This is a genomic window from Peribacillus sp. ACCC06369, assembly GCF_030348945.1.
Classification (GTDB): Bacteria; Bacillota; Bacilli; order Bacillales; family DSM-1321; genus Peribacillus.
The window spans coordinates 5,355,141-5,377,958 of sequence record NZ_JAUCEN010000002.1 but is presented as its reverse complement, the minus strand read 5'-3'; the positions used below and the strand labels follow the sequence as shown (position 1 = coordinate 5,377,958).

The window sequence follows — 22,818 nt, the reverse complement described above, 5'->3', positions numbered from 1 at the left end:
CTAGTTGAGGGGAACGCAAATGGATAAAATAGATGAAAAGTTATATCGATACATCCTTGATAATTCTTCCAATATTACAGAAAACTGGCTAGCTTTAAGGGAAAAGCAGTTTGGTTCCATCTATTCAATGGACTCTAATGAGGAAATCGAAAAGCTTCTTAGGGAACAGAATACATTGACCATCAAAACAGTGACCAGTGCTTTACATGAAGATAAAACTGTTTTCATCGAAACAATGGAACAGTGGGCCACACTTGTTGCGAAAAGCAGGGTTGAATCGGACACACCCATTTACGAAGTGTTGGAAGCACTTAATAAGGTGCGGGAAGCATATTGGGGCTTTATCACTGATTATATGCTAAAGGATGATACGGGAATCACGAAGGCGACGATCATCCGTTGGAGCCGGCTTATTAATCGTGCATTCGATCAATTGAACCGTGAGTTCACTGAGCAGTATTATCTTTTGACAAAAGAACGATTATTAGCTCAACAGGATCTGATTAATGAACTGGGCGCACCTGTCATTCCCATTATTGATGCCATTGCGGTATTGCCGTTAATCGGTGATATCGATACCTACCGGGCAAAGGGAATATTGGATACGACTCCAAGCAAATGCATTATCAAAAATATTTCTCACTTATTCATCGATTTATCGGGAGTCTCCATTTTAGATACGATGGTTGCCCAACAGATCTATCAATTGATAAGCACCCTGAACCTATTAGGCATTCAATCGACCATTTCCGGCATTCGTCCTGAAGTGGCCCAGACATCGATTCAGTTAGGTCTTGATTTTAGTCAGGTTTCGACACATAGTACTCTTAAACAAGCTCTTTCCAAGCAAGGGATCAAACTTTACGAGAGAAAATGATATAAAGGTGCAGAGAGTGAAAAAGAACCAGATCCCGCTAGGAATCTGGTTCTTTTCAGTGATTCTATAACTTGAAGGAACTTTTCAAACCAACAATTTGGTTGAAAACCAAGTGATTGGCAGTAGTGAGTTTTGAATCAACATTGTAATAGCCATGCCTGAAGAATTGGAATTTTTCCTGAGGCTTAACATCTTTCATGTTGGGCTCGACAAATCCTTGTAAAATTCCCATGGAATCAGGGTTTACCCGCTCCAAGAATGATTTTTCTTCTTCTTCATCAGTTTCCTTATCCAAAATTAAAGGCTGGAAGTTGCGGAATTCTGCTGAAACGGCTTGTGAAGCTTCGACCCAGTGCAATGTCCCTTTTACTTTACGGCCAGTGAAACCCGATCCGCTCTTCGTTTCAATGTCATATGTGCAGCGAAGTTCAATAACGTTACCGGCTTCGTCTTTTATCACTTCTTCACATTTAATGAAATAAGCATGTTTCAAACGGACTTCATTGCCCGGGAAAAGACGGAAATACTTTTTCGGCGGGTTTTCCATGAAATCGTCCTGTTCGATATATATTTCACGTGAAAACGGAATTTGTCGTGTACCCATTTCCGGAACTTCCGGATTGACCTCAGCATCCAGCCATTCAATCTCACCTTCCGGATAGTTGGTGATGACCACTTTAAGCGGGTTTAGGATAGCCATGGTCCGTGGAGCCTTCAACTTTAAGTCTTCCCGTACGAAATGGTCCAGCATTTGAGAGTCTACGACACCGCTTGTTTTTGCGACACCTATCTCTTGGCAGAACGCACGAATCGCTTCGGGTGTATACCCGCGTCTACGTAGGCCTGAAACGGTAGGCATCCGTGGGTCGTCCCAGCCGTCCACGAAGCCCTCATCCACAAGCTGCTTCAGTTTTCGCTTGCTCATTACTGTATTGGTCAGGTTAAGACGGCCAAATTCATATTGTTTTGGTTTGCTGTCCATTTCACAGTTTTCAACGATCCAGTCATAAAGAGGGCGTTGATCTTCGAACTCAAGCGTACAAATGGAGTGGGTGACTCCCTCGATGGCATCTTCAATTGGGTGGGCAAAGGCATACATCGGATAGATGCACCATTTGTTGCCGGTATTATGGTGTTCCGTATGGGAAATACGGTATATGACGGGATCGCGCAAATTAATGTTAGGCGAGCTCATATCGATTTTTGCACGCAATACTTTTGTGCCGTTCCCGAATTCACCGCTGCGCATCTTTTCAAATAGTTCAAGGTTTTCCTCGACGGTTCTATTGCGGTAGGGGCTATCCTTCCCCGGCTCGGTAAGCGTTCCGCGATATTCACGAATTTGGTCGGCATTAAGGTCGTCCACATATGCCAGTCCTTTATTGATGAGCAGCACTGCTCTTTTATACATTTCATCGAAATAGTCGGAAGCGAAGAACAGGTTATCCCAGTCATAACCGAGCCATTTTACATCTTCCTTAATGGAATTGACAAACTCAATATCCTCTTTCAATGGATTCGTATCATCAAAACGAAGGTTTGTTTTCCCATTGAAATCATCAGCCACCCCAAAATTCAAAATGATTGATTTGGCGTGCCCGATATGTAAATACCCATTTGGTTCAGGAGGGAAGCGGGTGATGACATGATCATGTTTTCCGGACTCTAGATCATCTTTTATAATATTTTTAATAAAATTCGAAGAGTTATTTTCCAACTGAATTCGACCTCTTTCATTTATATACTTCTTTTAATTTTACCTGTATATATACCATAAATACAGATATTTTTCCATGTTCGAGCCGGAATCAGGGTTTTTGGGATACGTTCTGAAACAATTCATCAAGTATATAGTTTGTACAGTCAGATCGAAAATATCCCAGAAACCTTGAACATATAAATGGGCAAACTACCTAACTGGCAATTATAGAAAACAAGAACGGTTTTTATATGCAAAATAAGCAATACAGGAATCATGCCTGTATTGCTTATAATGATTGTCCACGCTCTAGGACAGATTATCCGTGAAGACGACGAATTGCTCTCGCTATTAGATAGATTTTAGAATTCAAATCAAAAGACTGTCGTTTGCAAGAATTCTTTTGTACGCTCTTCTTTTGGATTGGTGAAGAATTCTTTTGGCGGGCCGCTTTCGACAACCCTCCCATTGTGCATGAAGACAATCCAATCCCCAACCTCACGTGCAAAGCTCATTTCATGTGTAACGACTACCATTGTCATCCCTTCCAAGGCAAGTTCCTTCATCGTAGCAAGAACCTCCCCGACAAGTTCGGGATCAAGAGCCGAGGTTGGCTCATCAAAGAGTAGGATATCAGGTTTCATGGCAAGGGCGCGGGCTATGGCAACACGCTGTTTCTGCCCACCTGAGAGCTTGCTTGGATAAACATCCGCTTTATCTGATAAGCCGACTTTGGCAAGCAATGCTTTTGCTTCTTCAATCGCCTGGGCCTTTGGGATCTTTTTGACGTGAGTAGGTGCTTCAATGACATTTTCAAGTACGGTCATATGAGGGAAGAGATAGAAATGCTGAAAAACCATTCCGACTTTCTCACGGATTTTATTAATATCATGGGTACCCGGATTGACTTCCGTTCCTTCAATAAGGATTTGCCCGCTGTCTTTCTTCTCCAAATAATTCAAACAGCGGAGAAGTGTGCTTTTTCCGGAACCGCTTGGTCCAATCAGACAGACAACATCGCTATCCAATACCTTCATATCAATATCTTTGAGTACATGTAGGTCTCCATACGATTTATTTAAGTTCCTAATGCGAATCATTTCTTTTTGTTCCATTTCAATTCCCCCTATCGATCACTAATGGACAGTTTCTTTTCGAATAAATTGACGATAATGGTCAGGAATGCCACAAGAATCAAGTAGTAGACCGCTACAATCAATAAATAAGTCATCTCATCGAAATTATTAGAGCCTAACGTGGTGGCAACATTAAACAGCTCATTCATGGATATGAAGGCTGCCAGTGATGAATCTTTCAGTCCGATGATGAATTGGTTGCCTAGCGGCGGCAATGCACGACGGAAGGCTTGAGGTAAGATGATTCTTCTTAATGTGAGCGAATTGCTCATGCCAAGGGAGCGTCCGGCCTCCATTTGGCCTTTGTCGATGGATTGAATCGTACCACGTAGGATTTCTGAGATATAAGCCCCATTATGGAAGGCTAGGGCAAGTGACGCCGCCCAGAAGTCAGGCAGTAAGAAGAGGTTGCTGATACCGAAATAGAGTATGAATATCTGTACGATTAAAGGTGTTCCACGTACCAGGAATACATATGTATCTGAAATCCATGCAAGAATTTTTATATTGGATATTTTTAAAAGTGCAAATAGCAAACCGATGACGATACCTACCAATATGGAGACTACCGTCAGTTCCAATGTGAGGAGCATGGCTCGGATGAATACGTCCGATGAGCTAAATAATGTATCAAAAAAATGTGAAAAACTTGGCAATGTAATGACTCCCTTTCTATCAATCTTTATTCAGGCTTAGTTGTGATGTCCTCACCAAAGTATTTTTTGCTGATTTCAGCAAGCGTTCCATCTTCACGGAGGTTTTCAAGAGCTTCGTTGATGCGTGCAAGCAGCTGAGGGTTGTCGTTAGGCAGTACGATGGCCTGCTCGCTTCGTTCGATCAATTGCCTTCCTTCGATGTCGAAACCTTCCTTGGTCGCTTCCTTGCCGGTTACGAAGTCGGTGATGACGGCATCATGACGTCCTCCGCTCAATGCTTTCAGGGCGGTGATATCACTATCGTAGGTTTTTACATTGGTTGTATATTTTTCTGCTGTGGTTGCGTACGTAGAGCCTTTAGAAGCCGCAACTTCCTTACCTTTTAAATCTTCAACCGTTTTAATATCACTATCCGAACGGACGAAAATTTGAGGACCTGAGTAGTAATATGGGGTCGAGAAGGCAACATGTTTACTTCGTTGTTCATTGATTGTATGACTGGCAACCGCGGCATCTGCCCGACCGGTTTTAACACCTTCCACGATACCTTTGAACTTTATCCGTTTAGGCACTGGCTCTAGGTCGAGTTCCTTTGCAATGGCATCGCCAACTTCAATATCGAACCCGGTTACGGTCATGTCATCATTGACATAACTGAATGGCTTGAATTCACCTGAGGCAGCGAAAACAAACTGGTCCTCATTGATCAGCTTACTCCCGTCCTCCAGCTGGTCCTTTTCAGCACAGCCGGACAGAAGACCAAGAACAGCCAGAATGGATACAATGAATGTAACTGATGATTTCATGATAATTTCATTTCCCCCTTTGAAAAAAAACTAATAGAATGGTCTATACCCTTATGAGGCAGTGAATAACCTTATTAACTAGGGAAAATAAAACTGAAATAAAAAAGGTAGTCCAGATCATACCGACATTTCATTCAAGAATCCCCCTTCACTATGCGTTTCATAAAGGTTCTCGGCCTTTGCCTTCATTTCCTTTAAATTCCCCAGTTATTTATTGGAAGAATGATAGTGCCTATTAATAGAGGATGAGAACTACTGGTATCTTTTCATCCTCATAACTAGGTCACTTCCATTTCCATATAAAAAAGTCGACCGTGATCAGGCCGACTTTTCCGCGAGTAAAACCTATGAAATATGAATAGAGGATAGCTTTATAAAATGGAAACTCCATTTGATTTTGCAAGAGTTACTAAAGTAGAACTAGTGACTCTTGAAATAAAAGACCCTCATTTCATATCATCACTTTCTCTTTATTTACTCAAAAATGAAACCCATTGTTCCAATGTTGGAACTTTAAACAATTTACTTTTATATACGATTAAATTATTACAATTCAATCTTCATTAATAAAAGATATGTGGGCTGAATTAAAAGCTGATGCTTCATTTAAATCCCATGTATCAAGTTCAAAAGAAGGAAGAATTAAAGATCAATTCATTTGTCATGCTGTAAATCCATTAACAATTTACAAGTCACCTTGGAACTTAGAACCTTGGCGTCCAGATTTATCGCTAGTATTAACCTATAAAAACAAATGTAACCCAAAGTAGTAGGGCTACATTAATTTTTATTTGAAATAAGAGGTGATTTCATATGTTTAGCAGTTCGAATCAAGCGATATTTGATCCAGGTTATATTTTTTTACTGTTAATTATTTTAGGGATTGTCTATTTAGTTTACTTTACGTTAATTGTAGTTACTATAAAATTAAACGCTCTAACTATAAGTACTTTAACTATATCTTTCATTACTTATTTGATTGTTGGATTTTATATGGCGGGAACCGGTTATTATATGGATGAACATCCAGATTATAACTTAGTGTTTATTGGCTATGGATTTACGGATTTAATTTTATTGGCGTTCCCTTATATCTTTTTATCTCTAGCGGCAAGTCTAGGTGAAAAAAAATAAATAATAAATAAAAAAGCATCTCTAAACTGAGATACCTCGTTTCAATATCATATTAGTTCTTTTTACGATTACTCCCCCTGTTAGAGAAGGGGGGCTTTTAGACCTTCATTCACTTTGATTTACGAAATTTCCGCCACTACATCTCTAAACTTGGATATTAAAAGTTGGATTTTTTATTACGCTTTTTTCTTTTTACCAAATAGACAATGAAAGAAATTAAAGCAACCAATAATATGAATATGGTAATTTGATATCCTACATCAAACCAATTCACAATTGTTTCATTCATGTATTGCCCTCTCAATCCTTTTCAATAACCTAACTGTTTCGATATCATAATAACTTGCCTTATCATTTGGATCTCCACTGCATTTGCCGTAGCCAAGAAACAAATGAGTAGGCGATTTAAGCGTTTTCTAGATTTATAGTCTATTTACAGTTATTCCAGTACTATATTCTTTAGGGGTTAAACTATGAATTAAGGGATAGATCTTAGATGAGTTCGACGCATAAAAACCAAGGGATGAGTTTGATTTACATAAACGTTTACCCTATTTGACTTCTAAATAAGTAATCCAGAAAAGTCCAGGTTGTGGAAACAAGTGAACAAAAAAGGAAAAGTAACTGCAAAAACGCCTCTTCCTTTTTTCTCTTTATTTTTTTGATATTTTACGTAATAAATACAAAGCGTATATGATGGCTGGTATAGATACAACCATTAAAATCATGTTTATTAAACCAAATATAAAGTAAGAAGACGATACATCCATTTTAATTTCACCCTACCCTATTAAAGTTTTTAATCTCTAGCGGCTTATCCCAATTTGTCGCATTTAAAACTTTGTCTTATTTTTTGAATTTTCTTACAATTTTAAAAAGAAGAAAGCCAATTATAAATATTATAACTAGTGCTATTAAAGCTCCTATTGGACTAAAGGTTTTCATATTATTTCTCCTTAGAATGCATATAAGTTGAAGGACCCACTAGTTGTTTTAACTTCTACATTAGCATCAGTGTATGTGTATACTACAGCAATTGCACTATATTTTACAGTCTTATCCATTGCCCACGATGTTTTTTTTGTGGTTGTGCTACTTTGAGCGGAACCACTATAAACTATGCCTACGTAAGTTCCGCTTTTTCCCAGTACGCCATAAGCAACATTTGTTACAGCAGTTTTTATTCCTTTAACTTTTGAACTTCCAGCAGGAATCGTAGCTTTAAGGTTCCCTCGATAACTATGATTTAATACATTTATATTTGTATAAACTTTTCCAGTGAATTTAACAGTAACACCATATTTTGATTTTGATTTACTAAAAGATTGGCTATTTGTATTACCAAATTTCAGTGAAATTGGTTGAATTAAGTTAGTTGGTTGGACGGCAATGTCCTCTGTTTCGTTTGTACTTGAAGCATAAGCTCTTATAAACTCTGTATCTTCCAAAGAAAAGGGTTCATTTATATTATATTTTGAATTAATTTTTTCAAATCTATCAATGATTTGTTCGTCTGATAAATTTTTATTAATTTTAAATTTAATTTCCTTTATTTCAATCGGGTCTAATGATGTTGGTTGTCTTTCAACTGGCTTTTCCTCCGTTACAGGTGAGTTACCTTCAGCTGCAAATACATGAGATGGAAGTAGAGCGGGTCCTAAAACTAGAATCAAGGATAAAAATAGTAAAGATTTCATTTTTTGTATCATTGTTATTTCTCCCTCCATTTAGTTTGTGTATTCTATGTTAAATGAAAAGAGAGACAAGCATTTCTCAAAATTGAAATCAAATGTTTTAATACTGAAACAACCAAAAGATTACGTGATTTCGAATCTCTTACGAATACAGCCATTTAGTTTTTAATTTTAAAGTAGCCATATCTTATTTTCCCCACTCCATCATTGTTTTGTTTTAACGTCAAATACGAATCAGTTTAAATTGGAAAGAATAATATCGACTGTGCTTCCGGAATAGGTATAGCTCAGAATAAGAGATGTTGTAATAATGCTGCCAGCAAGTGGTTGGATAGTTTTTTAATATTGTCTAAAATCATCCCAAACGTAACATAAGAAATGATTTTTAGAGTTTCAATATATAAATAATTTATTTCATTATTGGAACCTTTATTAATTTCTATTAAATATAAACACCAATTTTTTTACAGGAGAAAGATGTTATAGATAGGATATTAAGGTACAAATCCTTGTAAGCAAAAATTTTCAAATGTGTTGTATAAGATACGTTGAATTATTTCTACTGTGTAATCTGTGTATGTTGTAATAATAGTGGAATGTTTCAGATCGTCGTGGCTACCAACAAAATCCCGATTTGATTGACTGACTTTAATTTTGGCCATGAATTGAAGTATAATATAGCAAAATAGAAGAAGGGCAGTTGGGAAAATGGTGAGCAACTTTGTGCAAGAGCAGTTACAGGAGTTTCGCGAGAAAAATCAAGATAGAGGCCGTTTAATAATAAAATGTCCGGACCAGCCGGGAATTGTTTCAACAGTTACAGCCTTTCTAAAAGAATATGATGCAAATATTGTTGAATTGAGTCAATATTCGATGAATCCTGAGGGCGGTACCTTTTTCACCAGGATTGAATTCGATTGTCCAGGATTAAAGGACAAGGCAGCCGATATGCAACTGGCATTCCAGGAAGTTTCGACAGCATTTTCAATGCAATGGACATTTAACCATGTGAGTGATCTGAAGAGGACGGCAATCTTCGTTTCCAAGGAACCGCATTGCCTTTTGGAATTGCTATGGGAGTGGCAAAGTGGGGATTTATTGGCTGATATTACGCTAGTCATCAGCAATCATGAAGATACCAGGCAAATTGTCGAATCGATGGGCATCCCGTTTTATTATATTCCTGCAAATAAGGATATACGTAAGGAAGTGGAGACGAAACAGCTTGGACTTCTGGAAGAATTCAATGTGGACTTAATTGTACTGGCTAGGTATATGCAGATTTTGACGCCGGATTTTGTTGCCGCCCATCCAAACAAAATCATCAATATACATCATTCATTTTTACCTGCATTCATTGGTGCCCGGCCTTATGAAAGAGCTTATGACAGAGGTGTTAAGCTGATTGGGGCGACTTCCCATTATGTGACGAATGATTTGGATGAAGGTCCAATCATCGAGCAGGATATTGAACGTGTGGGTCATCGTGATTCTGCAGGGGATATGAAGAAAATCGGTCGTTCAGCTGAACGGAGAGTGCTGGCACGTGCCGTTAAATGGCATTTGGAGGACCGCGTCCTCGTTCATGAAAATAAAACGGTAGTCTTTTAAAGTGAAGAGCCCCCTTTGGTTTGCCAAGGGGGGTTCCGTTTGCGACAAAAGGAGGGCCGGAATGCTCCATCCTTGTACCATGATTATATTAGAATACTGAATTATCCGTCATGCTTCTTACTTGATTATACGAATGAAACCTTCATAGATTGAAGAAATTTGCGACACTCCTGCCGAATAACTGGCTAGCCGAGACCCAGGAGACGCTTGTCGGCGAGGAGGCTTGGCAGACAGTCGGCGGAAAGGGAGCGGATTTCTGAAATCAGCTGGAACTTTTTTGAAAGTAAACTGGTTTTTCTCTAATTTGTCGTCTACAGTCTGAATCCCCCTTTGGGTTTGCCAAGGGGAGTTTTTAGGATGGAATGTAGTGAGTGCTAGTATGTGTATTCCACCCTTACTGAGGCAGTGATGTTCAATTCACCAGGCTGAATCGGGGTAGTCGCCATTTTTGAAAAGGTACTTGTTTGATAAAGCATTGGGGTTGCCGTTTCGGATAGCTCTTCAACCTTATTAGGGACTGGGTTCAACGAGATTCCCAGTGTTCGAGCCATGGAGAGTGCTTTTTCATATGCATTTTTTAAAGCGAGAGAAAGTGCCTGGTTATAGTATGCTTCTGGATTGGATAAAGAGAAGCGGATGCTGGTGATTGAATTGGCGCCGCTTCTGACGGCCGTGTCGATTATGCTGCCTATTTTTTCGATGTCGGTCGTTTGGGCTTGTATGATGTGCTGGACTTTGTAGTTCTTGAATAATTCTTTTCCGTCAATATAATCATATTGCGGATCGATTCTGTAATCACTCGTTTTCAATTGCTCTTCGGGAATGCCTGCGGATTTAAGTGATGCGATGACATTTGCGATTGCTTGGGAATTGGCTTGCTGGGCCTTTTGCGGGTCCTTATCCTCTGTTATGACTCCTAAGGTGATTGTGGCTTGATCCGGAGCGGCAGATAGCGTATCTGAGCCGGAAACCTTCAATGTATGTTCATCGTTGCGGTAATAATCCCTTTCGGGGGCATTGTATTCTTGATTCATTTTGACACCAGCCTTTTTAAAGAGATAATCTCACCCCTATTGTACGAATTATGAACGGGAAACATGATTGAAATATCCCCTTTGTCATTAATTCATCGAACAATCACAAAAAAAACACTCGGCCTGGACCGAGTGCACATTACTTATGAATGACTTGAACCCTGCCCACCTGGCCATCAGTCAATCTTACTTTAATACCATGAGGGTGGGTGCTGGAGTTGGTTAAAATATCCTTTACAGTGCCGCTTGTCAGTTTTCCGGTGCGTTGATCTGCTTTAAGTACAATGTCCACAGAGGCACCTGGGGTAATATCTTTCCGGTTTTTACCGTTCATGTTCAATTCAATCCTTTTCAGAGTTATTTGCAGCCATTCAACTATGCAGTAACTTCAGTATAAGGAAAACGGCGGGCCCAGTCGACTATTAGATAAAATCACAAATTGGCAGTCAGCGAATTTTCTTCAATGGTTCGACAGCAGGGCCATTCAACACTTCACCAGCGATGGAGTAGCGGGAGCCATGGCAAGGGCAATCCCAAGTACGGTCGCCGCTATTCCAGGCAACTTCACACCCCATGTGTGTACATGTGGAATCAACGATATGAAGCTGGCCATCATGATCACGGTAACACCCAGCTTTGTCTCCATTCACCTTCACGATTGCTCCTTCATCAATTCCTATGTCTTCCGGCGTTTTATGATTGACAGCCAATTTGCCTTTGATCAGATGCTTCGCCACATCAGCATTATCTTGAAGAATATTCTTCACGCCTTTTAAACGGGCAGGATCATACAATTCTGCATACCGGTTAGCTCTTTGTAAAATCCGGTCAGTTAAGATCTTGGCGGCAATCGATCCGTTCGTCATTCCCCATTTCGCATAGCCGGTAGCTATCAGGACGTTTTGCTGATTGGATGTCACTGGACCGACGAAGGGGATATTATCTGGTGTCACAATATCCTGTGCCGACCAGCGGTAGGGAATGTCTTTCACATCGAAATACTGGGCACTGAAGTCCTTCAGTGCTTCATAATGCTCGATCGTCGAGATTCCCTGGCCTGTTTTATGGCCATCTCCGCCAACAAGTATAAGTTTTTCCCCATTGTCCAATTCGGTATAGCGAAGGGAGCGGCTAGGGCTGTCGGCACTGTAATACATCCCGCCTGGATACTCCTGTTCAGTCTTGATGCCAAGCACATAGGACCTACTTACATGAACACGGGCAAAGTATAAGCCCTTTTCATCATTAAAGGGGAAGTGGGAGGCAACGATGACCTGATTGCTTTTGATTGTATGTCCAGTATCGGTCTGAACGGTCGGTGGATCGCCGTCTTCGATCTTCATGGCCGTTGTCCGTTCATAAATGGTGCCACCGCTCTCGAGAATGGTTGAAATGAGGGCAGTTAAGTATTTTAACGGATGAAACTGTGCTTGATCTTTCATTATCACAGCAGCTTTACAAGGAATGGAGAAAGGGATATTCTCCGCATAATCCCCGCGAATGCCGAGTTTTTGATAGGCTTTCAATTCATTTTGAATTTTGCTTTTATATTCCTCCGTATTTGCGTACACATAGGCATCCTGTTCAGTCAAATTACAATCAATCGAATGTTCTTCTACCAAGTCTTTGATCAGCTTCATTCCATCTGCGTTGGCTTCATAATAAAGTTTGGCCTTCTCGACACCATGGTCAGTGATCAACTGGTCATAAATCAAGCCATGCTGAGCCGTGATTTTTGCCGTAGTGTGTCCTGTCGTTCCAGTAAGGATTTCGCCTGCTTCAATCAGTGTGACTTTAACCCCTTGTTTAGCTAGTAGATAAGCAGATGTGATTCCGGTAATTCCGCCGCCCACTATTAAGACATCAGTTGTTAAGTCTGTATCTAGTTTAGAAAAAGAAGGGAAAGTTAACTCACTGCGCCAATACGGTTCCGGAAATCGGGGAAGGTCTGTATTTTTTTCAGTCATTTGAATACCTCCATACAGTTCATTAGTTGAATTGTCCATTTATTACCATACCCAAATCCGCTATTTATACGCTTATTTTTGTAAGAAGAAAGATTAAAAAATTACATTATTTGGTTTGTTTACAATTATGTATACATGTAAACAAAAATAGATGCATTGTACACAAATATGTATACATGTTTACAAATACGTACACATGGCTATATATAAGGTGTATACATGCTTGTTCCTAATGTATACAAAAATGAATACAATTCGACAAATGAAAATAAAGCTACAGCTAATGAAGCATCGACTAATATAGAAATCTCTTCTATCGAGAGTGCTCCACCTAATTTTTTCTATGAAAAAGGGGGTGTTTTTAGATGAGTTCTAGAATCGCAGCAGTAGACGTAGGAAATGATGCGATTAAAACTATATATGGAAAGCTAGAGCCTAAAACTATATATGCCAAATGTCATTGCAAAAGACATGAAAATCGGCCAGTCATAGGAATCGAAGAACTCGATGTAAAAAAACCTTGGAAGGGATACATATTAGAGTCCATTCACCAGCCTTGCAAGACGATAATGCCATTTATCGTGTCGGAAATTTAGCGACAAAAAGTGATAACCCAACAGAACTAGATTTGGGGAGCAGTAAATCAGAGGAGGACCAAACATTAGTATTTGCGTATACATAAGCATCTTGTACATTCAATAGAATGTTCTTCTATCAATCCTTTGATAGCTCCGTTCCTTCAGTGTTGGCCTCATATAGTATAGTCTGGCCCATTCCTCACTGTGATCAGTAATAAATTGGTCGTAAATCAAGCCGTGCTGCACCGTGATTTTTGCTGTAGTGTGTCCTGTCGTTCCAGTAAAGATTTCGCCTGTTTCAATCAGTGTGACTTTAACACCTTGTTTAACTAGTAGATAAGCAGATGTGATTACAGTAATTCCGCCGCCTACTATTAAGATATCAGTGGTTAGATCTATATCTAGTTTAGAAAAAGAAGGGAAAGTTAACGCACTGCGCCAATAGGGGTCCGGAAATCGGGGAAGATCTGTATTTTTTCATTCATTTGAATACCTCCATACAGTTCAGTTAGTGAATCGTCCATTTATTACCATACCCAAAGTGCTATTTATACGCTAATTTTTGCAAGAAGAAAGATTGAAAAAAATACATTATTTGGTTTGTTTACAAATACGTATGCATGTAAACAAAAATAGACACATTGTACACAAATGAGTATACATGTTTGCAACCACGTACACATTGCTATATATAAGGTGTATACATATTTGTTCCTATTGTAAACAATTTGAAAACAATTCGACAAATATAGCTACAACTTATGAAGGATTGACTATCGTGGAAACTTTTCCTATTCTTAAAGGGAAGGCTTCACTTAAATTTTTTTCTATTAAAAAGGGGATGTTTTTAGATGAGTTCTAGAATCGCAGCAATAGACGTAGGAAATGATGCTATCAAGGCTATTTTTGGAAAGCTAGAGTCTGAACTTTATATACCGAACGTCATTGCAAAAGACATAGAGGATCGTCCAGTTATCGGGATTGAGGAACTTGATGAAAAAAACCCATTGGAAGGGATTCATATCAGAGTTCATTCACCAGCCCTTCAAGATAATAATGCTATTTATCGCGTTGGGAACTTAGCGACAAAAAGCGATAATCCTACCGAATTGGATTTGGGAAGCAGCAAATCAGAAGAAGATCAAACATTGGTCATGCTTTTTGCGGCTCTGGCATTAGACGCTGCCAAACAGGGGAACAATGATACATTCAAAAAAGTTAATAATGTTGTGGAAGCCAATTATACACTTGGAACAGGCCTGCCTCTTCGTGAGGTTAAAGAAGGAAAAGACGTCGGGTATCGGTCGAAATTACTCGGATCTGTCCATCAGGTGGAATTTTTAATTACCCCTAAATACCAAGGGTTGAAAGTTAATATCAAATTCGATGAAGTAAAAGTCTATCCAGAGGGCTTTGCAGCATACATAAATTTGGTCATGGATAAAGATTTGAATATCATTAACCGTGAATTAATAGATAGAAGAATCCTCATTCAGGATATCGGTGGTCTATCGACAGATATCGCGGTCATTAAAAATCGTAAAGTTGACGATGACAAGGCACAAGGATTCAATTTAGGAGTAGCTGAAGCTCTTGAAGCAATTCGCGAAGAAATCAGGAAGAAACATGGTGTCGAGTTGGACAGCAGGCGCGATGTCGTTGAAATCATCACGAAGAAAAATGATCGCAATCATATTATGGTTCGCGGAAGCCGGACAAGCGTCCATGATATCGTTGACCGTATTTTGGGAGAACTGGCCAAAAAGCAATATCGCCACCTGCGCAACGTATGGCAAAAAAATTCACAAACGGAAATCTGCTATTTTGTAGGCGGGGGATCGATTGTCCTGAAAGATTACTTGAAAACATTGAATCAAAATTTCGATGGCTATAACATAGACTTTTTCGAAGATGAGCGGGAAAGCGTTTGGATGATGGCAAACGCCTATTATAAATTGATTTCGGATTTTAACCGCCGGAATGCAAAGGAACAGAATCAGTCCCAGCAAAAGAAGAAAGAACAAAGATCGGGCTCCATTAAATAGGTGAGAGAATGAAAAAAACAGCTTCTTCTGAAATTAAAAGAGGGCAAGCCATCACTTTTCGTATCCCTTCGGATGTATCAGACTATACGTTAAGACAGCTGCAGAAATTGAAGGAAACGGAAAGAAGGAATTTTTCCAGTAAAATTGCCGAGTATGTTCTCGATGGAGTCGGGCAATCCACCCATCAGGATCGGGAAATGATTGCCCTGCCCATGCCGAACAAGCTAAGCAAATCTCAGCGTGATTGGCTCAAGCATTCCCACTCAGAAGCTATGCTCGGAACGATTATGTACAACCTTTTATCCGATCCTTTACGCGCTACGGCCTTGCTTGCCTCTTTGAACGGCAATGTATTGAATGAGGAATCGTATATGCAGGCCGAGCCTGAAGAAACGGAAGCTGGGGAGGTCCAGGAAGACCTGCCTAAGAAAGACCTGGATGACTTTGATTGGAATAGTTTGGATGAAACTGAACAACAAGTGAAAGAACCCGAACCGAAAGAGGAAGAGGAAAATCTCGACGATCTCCTGGGTGATTTTCTTGATCAAATGAACCAGTGAACTATAGGAGGATATTTGACGATAAGTTGGATATCCTCCTTTTTCTTTTGCGGGGGCTATAAGAATGATACATACCCCGTTAAACTAGACATAAAAAAGAGTATATTAAGCTGCAGCCTTTTCCCGGTAAACAAACGGGGAAAGGCTTTTTCTTTTGAATGACAGATGTCCCCCCTCGTAATCGCTGAACATTCCTTATAAAGCACGCATTAACCGGCCATTCACTTTTCAATAGCCACGCAAGAAGGTTTGTTTTCCCCAATCACAATCCGGTTTAACCCTTTATTCCATATTCGATTGAAGGTTTTTTTGTATGGGGAAATTGTCGAATTAGCCGTACGTTTAAGCAACTGTTCCAAGATTAGCACATGTTATGTCGATTTTGAGAAATGGACATCTTCCTTCCCATGTAACATTAGATATGCCCCCCCTTTTTTCTAGGCCGACTATGGTTTCCTTGATATCGGCTCATGGAATGTGTAAAACAACTGTCGAAAAATGAATAAAAGACATGGGAGTTTTCAGATGAAACAATTATATGAAATAACAGGAATATTTACCGTGCTTATCATGGCGTTCTTCTCCTTCCAGTCAACTACCGTCGGGGCAAACGAGGTCTGCGGTCCCACAACGGGAACTTCTATTCAGTTATTGGACAATAACGGGAAGTTAAAACAAACGTTGTCACTAGAAGCAAACTCTTCCACCACAACGATCCGGAGAATCCTTAATAAGGCCATTACGAGGGTTTCAGTCTACCCGCAAGATGAATCGAATGGGAAACGAGGAACGGTTCGTTTGTCAAAAGGCCAGTTCACGGCGAGTGCCTTTATTGTGATGAAGGAAGGGGTAACTTTAGAAGGGACGGTAGAGAATGATAGGCCCGTCACGACAATGTGTACCCAGCCCACAAGCGATGCTGTCACCATAAAAATCATGGTGAGTCATACTGGTGTCAAGAACCTGATACTCGATGGGAAAAGACGGACGGAAGATCCCCGAACTGGTGAACCGAGGAACCATTATTCGGCACGGAACAGGGGGATCGAGGTAACTGCAATCGATCAATCCAAATCCACGGCTGATTTGGTGTCTGTCTATTCGGTTACGAACGATTTGGAGAGGCTTCAAAATATCCTGATCGAAGATGTTCAAATCACCGGGTATGAGGGATATGGCATTTATTTAGAACACGTAAATGGAGTCACTGTCAAAGGGTCTGATTCAAGAAAAAGAAACAAAATGATCATAAAAGATATTGGATATGCAGGCATCGGAGGGTATTCTGCTAGTAACGTGACTGTAAGGCATACGACGGTGAGAGATCTTGGACCTGGGGAGACAGTGGGAAATACCAAGCAAAGCTATGGCATGGCCTTTAGCCACCGGAAAGACAAAGCGGGAGATGTCATGACTCAATCAAAGTTTCCGCGAAGTGACACGATCGTAATTGATGGGAATGTGGTGGCGAATAACCCATCATGGGAAGGGATTGACACCCATTCAGGCCATAATGTTTCCTTCACGAATAATGTCATCTTAAATACGCGTTTTCCAATCATTGTCGGAGGATTGGATTACAAGGGAGGAAGTGTCTCAGCTTATCCACCCAGCAACATCAAGATTGTAGGGAATATCTGAAACGGAAATGGGATTCCTGCAAACGGTCGTGATTAAAGGCAATTATGTGAATAATGTCCAGGCTAATGTCGAGGAATGGGGAGGCATCAGTATCCATGTGACCAAAAATGCACTTATTGAGGGCAATACCATTGAAAATAGCTTCAACAATGGGATTGCGATTCTTAGTTCCAATAAGTTCACCAAACTCCAAGGAAACATCATTAACCACATTAACAAATCCGACGAAAAGTTTATTCAAGCGGGCATTGGTATCAGGGGGTCCCATAATAATGGCAGCCCTACAAATGACTATGCCATTACCACTTTGAACATGGAAAATAACGTGATTGAAAGGAATAACATATTTACCGAAGTTGGACGTGAAATCCATGTACAAGACAAAACGGTTCACAACCGCCTGGATAATTGGATTGCGATCTCAGCCCTCCTAGACTGGAACCAACCTAAAGAGAGGAAAAAACAATGATGCAAGATGGTGAAGCCCTTTTTAGCTTATTGGCGATAAGGTTTATCTATCTAGTAGGTTTCAAAATTAAAACGACCCATTCTAAAAAAGGGACAGGGTTCAACTATATTCGATGTTACATTTGATATCTGGGTGAAAGCAATCATCAGTAAATCAACTGATTCACACTGGGTATAAGGAAGTGATAAAGTGAAAATTCTTTATTTGCATCAATATTTTAATACCGATAAAGGAAGTACTCGATCTTATGAAATAGCCAAATTTTTAGTTTCTAAAAATAATAAAGTCACCATCATCACCGGAAATGCCACAGATTCGTGTGGGGGAATAAAGATAATATCAACCAAAACTAAATATAAACAAGAATATGGTTACCTGAAAAGATTACTATCGTTCATTCATTATATGTATAAGAGTTTCTTTATTGGGGTGAAGGAAAAAGGGGTAGACGTTGTTTATGCTTCCTCGACTCCATTGACGATTGGGTTAATAGGTATGCTTCTTGCTAAGGTAAAGCGCAGCAAATTTGTGTTTGAAGTAAGGGATTTATGGCCAGATATACCTATTGAGCTGGGAATCATAAGAAATAAATGGTTAAAGAGAGTGTTATTGAAGCTAGAAAGCATGATTTATTCCGCAGCTGATAAAATCATCGTGCTTTCGCCTGGAATGAAAGAAGATTTATTGAAAAAAGGAGTTAAACAGGAAAAGATTTCAACGGTTACTAACTTTGCGGATATAGACTATTTTTCTCGGATTTGTTCCGAAGATAAAGAAGGAGCATTGGAAAAATTGGACTTGAAAGCGAAGTTTATCTGTTTATATGCGGGTACATTAGGATTTATCAATAATATCGATTATATTTTACAGCTTGCCGAAAAGACGGATGACCCTGATATTGTCTATCTAATTGTTGGGGATGGAAGGGAAAAAGAGCGATTAATTCAAGTGAAAGAAAGCAAAAAATTAAACAACGTTATTTTCCTTGATCAGGTATCTAAAAAAGAGGCGTACTTATTAATGGCCGTATGTCATATGGGTCTGTGTTTTGTCCGAAATAATGAAATATTGGATAGGAATAGTCAAAATAAACTTTTTGATTTTTGGGCCGCCGGAAAACCAACATTAATAAACTATAAGGGCTGGCAACATGAGGTTATGACAAAATACCACGCAGGCCATGGTTTTGAATATAGTGATATATCAAAAATGATAGAGTATGTAAAAGCAATGAAGAGAGACAAACAAATGCATATGAAAATGCAAGAAAATGTAAAGCTGTTAGCCCTGAATTATGAGAAAACCAAATTGATTTCTAAAATAGAAAGAACATTATCGGAATTGGTCGTTATTAATCATTGAATATTCAAGAATGTGTTTTTCTTGAACATTGGGTTAGTAAGAATTTTATATTTGTCTGCTTCTCACTTAACTTGAAGATCTAATTTTGGAAAAAGGATGGAGTTCTATGGAGAATATCGTAAATACAAAGCCAGTGATAACAGGTTGGGTAAAATGGGAATACCTTAAAAACATTGAGCACATTTTGGATTCTGGCAGATTAATTCTAGGTGATTTTACCCGGAAATTTGAAGAAAGCGTCAGACAATACAGTGATTCTAAGTATGCTGTCGCACTTTCTAGTGCAACGGCAGCCATTGAAATTATATTAAAGTATCTGGATGTTGAAGACAAAGAAGTGATCATGCCAAGCAATACGTTTATTTCTCCAGTATATGCGGTGAAAAATGCGAAAGGAAGAGTCGTTCTTTGTGATATTAATTTAGAGGATTTCAATTTGGATTTAAATAGCCTGAAGAACGCCGTGACTCCTAAAACGAAAGTTGTCCTAATTACATATATTGCTGGAAAGATCCCTGATAACATCTTTGAGATTAAAGAGTTTTGTGATGAGAATGATCTTTATCTAATCGAAGATGCTTCACATGCTTTTGGTGCCACTATAAATGGATATAAAGCCGGTACAATTGGATTTGCTGGGGTTTTCTCAATGTACCCCACTAAAATTGTTACAAGTGCCACAGGCGGTGTCATTACATCGGATGATATAGATTTAATCAAATACTGTGAGTTGTTAAGGCACCATGGGAATGAAAATGGTGCAGTCAATCAAGTATTATCCGGTGACATGCTTCTTAGTGAATTTAATGCATTGCTTGGTTATCTGCAAGTTCAGGAAGCTTATGGGATGATCCAGGTCAGGCAGGAAATCTTCCGTTTCTATAAAGAGAATTTAAAAGATATTTTTCAAGAACACGGTCTTTACTTCCAAGCTTCATCTGACCACAATGAATCTTCATTTTATAAAATTATCGTCATGTCTAAAAGCAAAGAGCAATGCGAAACATTTAAAAGGCATTTAAAAGAGGGTCATATAAGCACGGGGCATTGTTATGGGGTCCCGTTACATTTACAACCCACATTGCTAGAGGAATATCCCCTTGCCTCTCTCCCGAATGCCGATAGATTTCGTGAATCTCATTTCACGTTACCATGTCACTTGGATTTATCCGATGAGGATCTGAAATACATTGTAGCGAAATGTAAACAGGCAGTGGAACATGGCAATTAAAAATAGGATTGGAGTGGTAGGTTCAGGTCCCATAAGTTGTGCAATGATCGATGCCATTAATGAAAGTTCAAATGGAGAGGTAATTGGAATTTGGGGGAGAAGATTCCATTTCGCCAAGGAGCTTGCAAAAGAAAAAGGAGTTTCTAAAGTTTATGGATCCCTGAATGAAGTCTTTGAAGATGAGGAGCTGGATACTGTTTATATTGCTACGCCAAATGCCTCCCATTATGAACAAGCTATGGCGGCCATTGAGCATGGAAAGAACGTCATTGTGGAAAAAACGGCATTCATGACAACCGATCAAGCAAATCGAGTTTTCGATGCTGCAGATAAACAAAATGTTTTTGTGTTTGAGGCAGTAAGATCCATTTATGAACCTAACTTTCATAGTTTAAAGAATGCCATTAAAAAGTTAGGGAAAATTCATGGGGCAACTCTAAAGTATCAAAACTACTCCAAGCAGTATTTGGCTTTACTAAAAGGAGAAAAAGCTCCACTTTTTGATAAAAATCATGGTGGCGGCACATTAAGGACAATTGGCATTTATCCTATTTATGCAGCCATTCAATTATTCGGTGTTCCCGTTAACAGCTTTTATTTTAAACAAATGATCGTAAAAAATATTGATTTGGGCGGTACGCTCATTTTTGAATATAAAGATTATAAGATAACCATGTTGATTTCAAAAATTAATTTTACGAATGATTCAATATCGGAAATTTACGGAGAGAACGGAACGTTGCGTTTTCATTCATTATACGATATTCGAAAAATTAGTTACCACAGTATCAGTAATAACATTAGAGAAACAATAAGCAACCCCATTAGTGATAATAGTTTGCTTTATGAAATTACTGAATTTTCGGAACATATTTTAATGAAAAATAAAACAGCGTACAGAGAACGAAAGAACATAACACTTCAAGTGATATCTATCATTGAACAAGCACTAAATGGAGGAACATGATGAAAAAAATATTGCTAGTAACAGCGCACCCAGATGATGCGGAAATCAGTATGGGCGGTACCATTCGTAAGCTACTGAATCAAGGACATTACATTATCAACATCATATTTTCCATCCCTTCGAATATCAAGGTCAGAAAACAAGAGGCTATGGAGTCATCAAGGAATTTTGGATATGAGGTACAGTTCTCTAAATATAGCGAGGGTAAAAACGTTGAGGATATTCCTATGCATATATTAATAAAAGAGCTCGATGAAATCATTGAAAAGATCAATCCTGACGAAGTCTACACACATTGGATGAATGACAGTCATCAAGATCATCAAAAATTATCTAAGGTCGTAAGAAGCTGTTTTAGGAAAAAACAGTTTACTCTATATGAATTTGAACAAATTAACCAAAATAATAACATCGCCGCCAATCAATTTCACCCGAATATTTATAGTGATATTACAGAGTTTATGGAAGATAAAAAACGTATGATTACCTTGTTCCAATCACAGTTATCCGGTTATATGGGGCATTACTTAGTTAATGCCGAGCATATCGGTAGTTGGAGGGGCTCCCAAGTGAATTGTAAATACGCGGAAACATTCCTACTAATCTTTTCAATAGAGGTTCTGTAGGTGGAAAAACAGAAGATAGTCACAATTCACCAGCCTAATTTCCTGCCTTGGATCGGATTGATTCACAAGATTTTTCAATCGGATGTATTTATATATCTATTGGATGTGAAATACTCTTCAAGTAATTTTCAAAATAAAACATATATTTTAGGTGCTGACGGAAAAGAGTCAAGGCTAACTGTGCCACTTCAAAAAAAACCTGAAATGTTACATGAAAAAGTAATCAGTTATCACTCCCCAAATCAAAAATGGAAAAGGAACCATTTGAAGCAAATCTCGGAAGTTTATAAAAAAACTCGGCACTTTCAAGATTTCTTCCCACTGCTGGAAGAAGCATATCAAAAAGAACACGCTTTGTTAGTAGATTTAAATATTCACTTAATTGAATTGATCTTACATTATTTAAACTATGAAGGAGAAACACAACTTTCCACTGAGTTTAAAACGTCGTTTGGAAAAACTGAGAGATTAGTCAGCTTAATTAAGCAAGCTGGCGGTGCATGCTATTTAAGCGGAAAAAGCGGAAAGGATTACTTGGAAGAAGAATTGTTTCATAAAGAAGATATTGAAGTCGTATATCAAAATTTCATTCATCCTGTCTATTATGTGAAAAATGAGAAAGAATGTGTAAAAAATTTATCAATTCTTGACTGGATCATGCACTATCCAGCGGATCAAATAAAAGAAACGTTAATGGACGATAGATTAGGCTAATCTGAAAAGCA

General features: G+C 38.9%; 22 protein-coding genes and 1 pseudogene. 14 read left to right on the top strand and 9 right to left on the bottom strand.

All coding sequences use genetic code 11. The features are described from left to right. Positions 1 to 19: 19 nt before the first annotated feature. Positions 20 to 877, top strand: coding sequence for an STAS domain-containing protein (locus QUF78_RS27295; protein ID WP_289327146.1), 858 nt, complete (start codon positions 20 to 22; stop codon positions 875 to 877). A 64-nt stretch (positions 878 to 941) separates the two neighbouring features. On the opposite strand, the gene QUF78_RS27290 is transcribed toward QUF78_RS27295, so the two are convergent. From QUF78_RS27290 to QUF78_RS27275, 4 genes are all read right to left on the bottom strand, one after another. Continuing rightward, positions 942 to 2,594, bottom strand: a complete 1,653-nt coding sequence (locus QUF78_RS27290) for a glutamine--tRNA ligase/YqeY domain fusion protein (protein WP_289327145.1) — start codon at positions 2,592 to 2,594, stop codon at positions 942 to 944. Positions 2,595 to 2,950: 356 nt separating this feature from the next. Further along, on the bottom strand, positions 2,951 to 3,691 hold the full coding sequence (locus QUF78_RS27285) for an amino acid ABC transporter ATP-binding protein (RefSeq protein ID WP_289327144.1): 741 nt from the start codon (positions 3,689 to 3,691) through the stop codon (positions 2,951 to 2,953). Positions 3,692 to 3,702: 11 nt separating this feature from the next. Further along, on the bottom strand, positions 3,703 to 4,368 hold the full coding sequence (locus QUF78_RS27280; protein WP_048685680.1) for an amino acid ABC transporter permease: 666 nt from the start codon (positions 4,366 to 4,368) through the stop codon (positions 3,703 to 3,705). Between the two features lie 26 nt (positions 4,369 to 4,394). After that, a complete protein-coding gene (locus tag QUF78_RS27275) occupies positions 4,395 to 5,174 on the bottom strand; it encodes a transporter substrate-binding domain-containing protein (RefSeq protein ID WP_127777595.1) in 780 nt (259 codons plus the stop codon). Between the two features lie 575 nt (positions 5,175 to 5,749). On the opposite strand from QUF78_RS27275, the gene QUF78_RS27925 reads away from it, so the two are divergent. Together QUF78_RS27925 and QUF78_RS27270 are read left to right on the top strand one after the other, a co-directional pair. Next, positions 5,750 to 5,944, top strand: a complete 195-nt coding sequence (locus QUF78_RS27925) for a DUF2599 domain-containing protein (protein WP_353957648.1) — start codon at positions 5,750 to 5,752, stop codon at positions 5,942 to 5,944. Positions 5,945 to 5,987: 43 nt separating this feature from the next. Continuing rightward, positions 5,988 to 6,308 carry a hypothetical protein gene (locus tag QUF78_RS27270; RefSeq protein WP_289327143.1) on the top strand — a complete coding sequence of 107 codons (321 nt, stop codon included), beginning with the start codon at positions 5,988 to 5,990 and terminating at the stop codon, positions 6,306 to 6,308. A gap of 956 nt (positions 6,309 to 7,264) precedes the next feature. Here QUF78_RS27270 and QUF78_RS27265 read toward each other — a convergent pair. Further along, entirely contained in the window at positions 7,265 to 8,017 is a 753-nt protein-coding gene (locus QUF78_RS27265; RefSeq protein WP_289327142.1) for a hypothetical protein, read from the bottom strand. A gap of 696 nt (positions 8,018 to 8,713) precedes the next feature. Between QUF78_RS27265 and purU the strand changes: the two genes are divergently transcribed. Further along, a complete protein-coding gene (purU, locus tag QUF78_RS27260; RefSeq protein WP_289327416.1) occupies positions 8,714 to 9,613 on the top strand; it encodes a formyltetrahydrofolate deformylase in 900 nt (299 codons plus the stop codon). 374 nt (positions 9,614 to 9,987) lie between these two features. Here the strand turns inward: purU and QUF78_RS27255 are convergent, their stop codons facing one another. From QUF78_RS27255 to QUF78_RS27245, 3 genes are all read right to left on the bottom strand, one after another. Continuing rightward, positions 9,988 to 10,647 carry an SIMPL domain-containing protein gene (locus QUF78_RS27255; protein ID WP_289327141.1) on the bottom strand — a complete coding sequence of 220 codons (660 nt, stop codon included), beginning with the start codon at positions 10,645 to 10,647 and terminating at the stop codon, positions 9,988 to 9,990. A 139-nt stretch (positions 10,648 to 10,786) separates the two neighbouring features. Beyond that, positions 10,787 to 10,981, bottom strand: a complete 195-nt coding sequence (locus tag QUF78_RS27250) for a YwbE family protein (RefSeq protein ID WP_034316239.1) — start codon at positions 10,979 to 10,981, stop codon at positions 10,787 to 10,789. 112 nt (positions 10,982 to 11,093) lie between these two features. Next, positions 11,094 to 12,614, bottom strand: coding sequence for an FAD-dependent oxidoreductase (locus QUF78_RS27245; protein ID WP_289327140.1), 1,521 nt, complete (start codon positions 12,612 to 12,614; stop codon positions 11,094 to 11,096). A gap of 365 nt (positions 12,615 to 12,979) precedes the next feature. On the opposite strand from QUF78_RS27245, the pseudogene QUF78_RS27240 reads away from it, so the two are divergent. Beyond that, positions 12,980 to 13,293, top strand: a pseudogene (locus QUF78_RS27240) (ParM/StbA family protein); the annotation flags it as partial. Between the two features lie 16 nt (positions 13,294 to 13,309). Here QUF78_RS27240 and QUF78_RS27235 read toward each other — a convergent pair. Further along, positions 13,310 to 13,543 (bottom strand): hypothetical protein, encoded by a 234-nt coding sequence (locus QUF78_RS27235; protein WP_289327415.1) that lies wholly within the window; start codon positions 13,541 to 13,543, stop codon positions 13,310 to 13,312. Between the two features lie 500 nt (positions 13,544 to 14,043). On the opposite strand from QUF78_RS27235, the gene QUF78_RS27230 reads away from it, so the two are divergent. From QUF78_RS27230 to QUF78_RS27190, 9 genes are all read left to right on the top strand, one after another. Continuing rightward, entirely contained in the window at positions 14,044 to 15,237 is a 1,194-nt protein-coding gene (locus QUF78_RS27230; RefSeq protein ID WP_289314210.1) for a ParM/StbA family protein, read from the top strand. 8 nt (positions 15,238 to 15,245) lie between these two features. Continuing rightward, positions 15,246 to 15,797, top strand: a complete 552-nt coding sequence (locus tag QUF78_RS27225; protein ID WP_289327139.1) for a hypothetical protein — start codon at positions 15,246 to 15,248, stop codon at positions 15,795 to 15,797. A 525-nt stretch (positions 15,798 to 16,322) separates the two neighbouring features. Then, entirely contained in the window at positions 16,323 to 17,438 is a 1,116-nt protein-coding gene (locus QUF78_RS27220) for a right-handed parallel beta-helix repeat-containing protein (RefSeq protein WP_289327138.1), read from the top strand. Positions 17,439 to 17,445: 7 nt separating this feature from the next. Next, the gene (locus tag QUF78_RS27215; protein WP_289327137.1) at positions 17,446 to 17,907 is read left to right on the top strand and encodes a hypothetical protein; all 462 of its coding nucleotides are present in this window, start codon (positions 17,446 to 17,448) and stop codon (positions 17,905 to 17,907) included. Between the two features lie 189 nt (positions 17,908 to 18,096). Next, positions 18,097 to 19,269, top strand: a complete 1,173-nt coding sequence (locus QUF78_RS27210; RefSeq protein ID WP_289327136.1) for a glycosyltransferase family 4 protein — start codon at positions 18,097 to 18,099, stop codon at positions 19,267 to 19,269. A 106-nt stretch (positions 19,270 to 19,375) separates the two neighbouring features. After that, positions 19,376 to 20,500, top strand: a complete 1,125-nt coding sequence (locus QUF78_RS27205; RefSeq protein ID WP_289327135.1) for a DegT/DnrJ/EryC1/StrS family aminotransferase — start codon at positions 19,376 to 19,378, stop codon at positions 20,498 to 20,500. Then, positions 20,490 to 21,467 (top strand): Gfo/Idh/MocA family protein, encoded by a 978-nt coding sequence (locus QUF78_RS27200; protein WP_289327134.1) that lies wholly within the window; start codon positions 20,490 to 20,492, stop codon positions 21,465 to 21,467. Before QUF78_RS27205 ends, QUF78_RS27200 begins: the two co-directional genes overlap by 11 nt. Then, positions 21,467 to 22,093 (top strand): PIG-L deacetylase family protein, encoded by a 627-nt coding sequence (locus QUF78_RS27195; RefSeq protein ID WP_289327133.1) that lies wholly within the window; start codon positions 21,467 to 21,469, stop codon positions 22,091 to 22,093. The genes QUF78_RS27200 and QUF78_RS27195 overlap by 1 nt, the downstream gene beginning before the upstream one ends. Continuing rightward, positions 22,094 to 22,807, top strand: coding sequence for a WbqC family protein (locus tag QUF78_RS27190; protein ID WP_289327132.1), 714 nt, complete (start codon positions 22,094 to 22,096; stop codon positions 22,805 to 22,807). It abuts the gene before it with no gap. The last annotated feature ends 11 nt before the right edge of the window (positions 22,808 to 22,818 follow it).

What these genes read in the sequence shown, in the direction of transcription:
- QUF78_RS27295 (WP_289327146.1), top strand. Translation starts at nt 20, where the DNA reads ATGGATAAAATAGATGAAAAGTTATATCGATACATCCTTGATAATTCT.
- QUF78_RS27285 (WP_289327144.1), bottom strand. Translation starts at nt 3,691, where the DNA reads ATGGAACAAAAAGAAATGATTCGCATTAGGAACTTAAATAAATCGTAT.
- QUF78_RS27275 (WP_127777595.1), bottom strand. Translation starts at nt 5,174, where the DNA reads ATGAAATCATCAGTTACATTCATTGTATCCATTCTGGCTGTTCTTGGT.
- QUF78_RS27925 (WP_353957648.1), top strand. Translation starts at nt 5,750, where the DNA reads ATGTGGGCTGAATTAAAAGCTGATGCTTCATTTAAATCCCATGTATCA.
- QUF78_RS27270 (WP_289327143.1), top strand. Translation starts at nt 5,988, where the DNA reads ATGTTTAGCAGTTCGAATCAAGCGATATTTGATCCAGGTTATATTTTT.
- QUF78_RS27265 (WP_289327142.1), bottom strand. Translation starts at nt 8,017, where the DNA reads ATGATACAAAAAATGAAATCTTTACTATTTTTATCCTTGATTCTAGTT.
- QUF78_RS27255 (WP_289327141.1), bottom strand. Translation starts at nt 10,647, where the DNA reads ATGAATCAAGAATACAATGCCCCCGAAAGGGATTATTACCGCAACGAT.
- QUF78_RS27250 (WP_034316239.1), bottom strand. Translation starts at nt 10,981, where the DNA reads ATGAACGGTAAAAACCGGAAAGATATTACCCCAGGTGCCTCTGTGGAC.
- QUF78_RS27245 (WP_289327140.1), bottom strand. Translation starts at nt 12,614, where the DNA reads ATGACTGAAAAAAATACAGACCTTCCCCGATTTCCGGAACCGTATTGG.
- QUF78_RS27230 (WP_289314210.1), top strand. Translation starts at nt 14,044, where the DNA reads ATGAGTTCTAGAATCGCAGCAATAGACGTAGGAAATGATGCTATCAAG.
- QUF78_RS27225 (WP_289327139.1), top strand. Translation starts at nt 15,246, where the DNA reads ATGAAAAAAACAGCTTCTTCTGAAATTAAAAGAGGGCAAGCCATCACT.
- QUF78_RS27220 (WP_289327138.1), top strand. Translation starts at nt 16,323, where the DNA reads ATGAAACAATTATATGAAATAACAGGAATATTTACCGTGCTTATCATG.
- QUF78_RS27215 (WP_289327137.1), top strand. Translation starts at nt 17,446, where the DNA reads ATGGGATTCCTGCAAACGGTCGTGATTAAAGGCAATTATGTGAATAAT.
- QUF78_RS27205 (WP_289327135.1), top strand. Translation starts at nt 19,376, where the DNA reads ATGGAGAATATCGTAAATACAAAGCCAGTGATAACAGGTTGGGTAAAA.
- QUF78_RS27200 (WP_289327134.1), top strand. Translation starts at nt 20,490, where the DNA reads ATGGCAATTAAAAATAGGATTGGAGTGGTAGGTTCAGGTCCCATAAGT.
- QUF78_RS27195 (WP_289327133.1), top strand. Translation starts at nt 21,467, where the DNA reads ATGAAAAAAATATTGCTAGTAACAGCGCACCCAGATGATGCGGAAATC.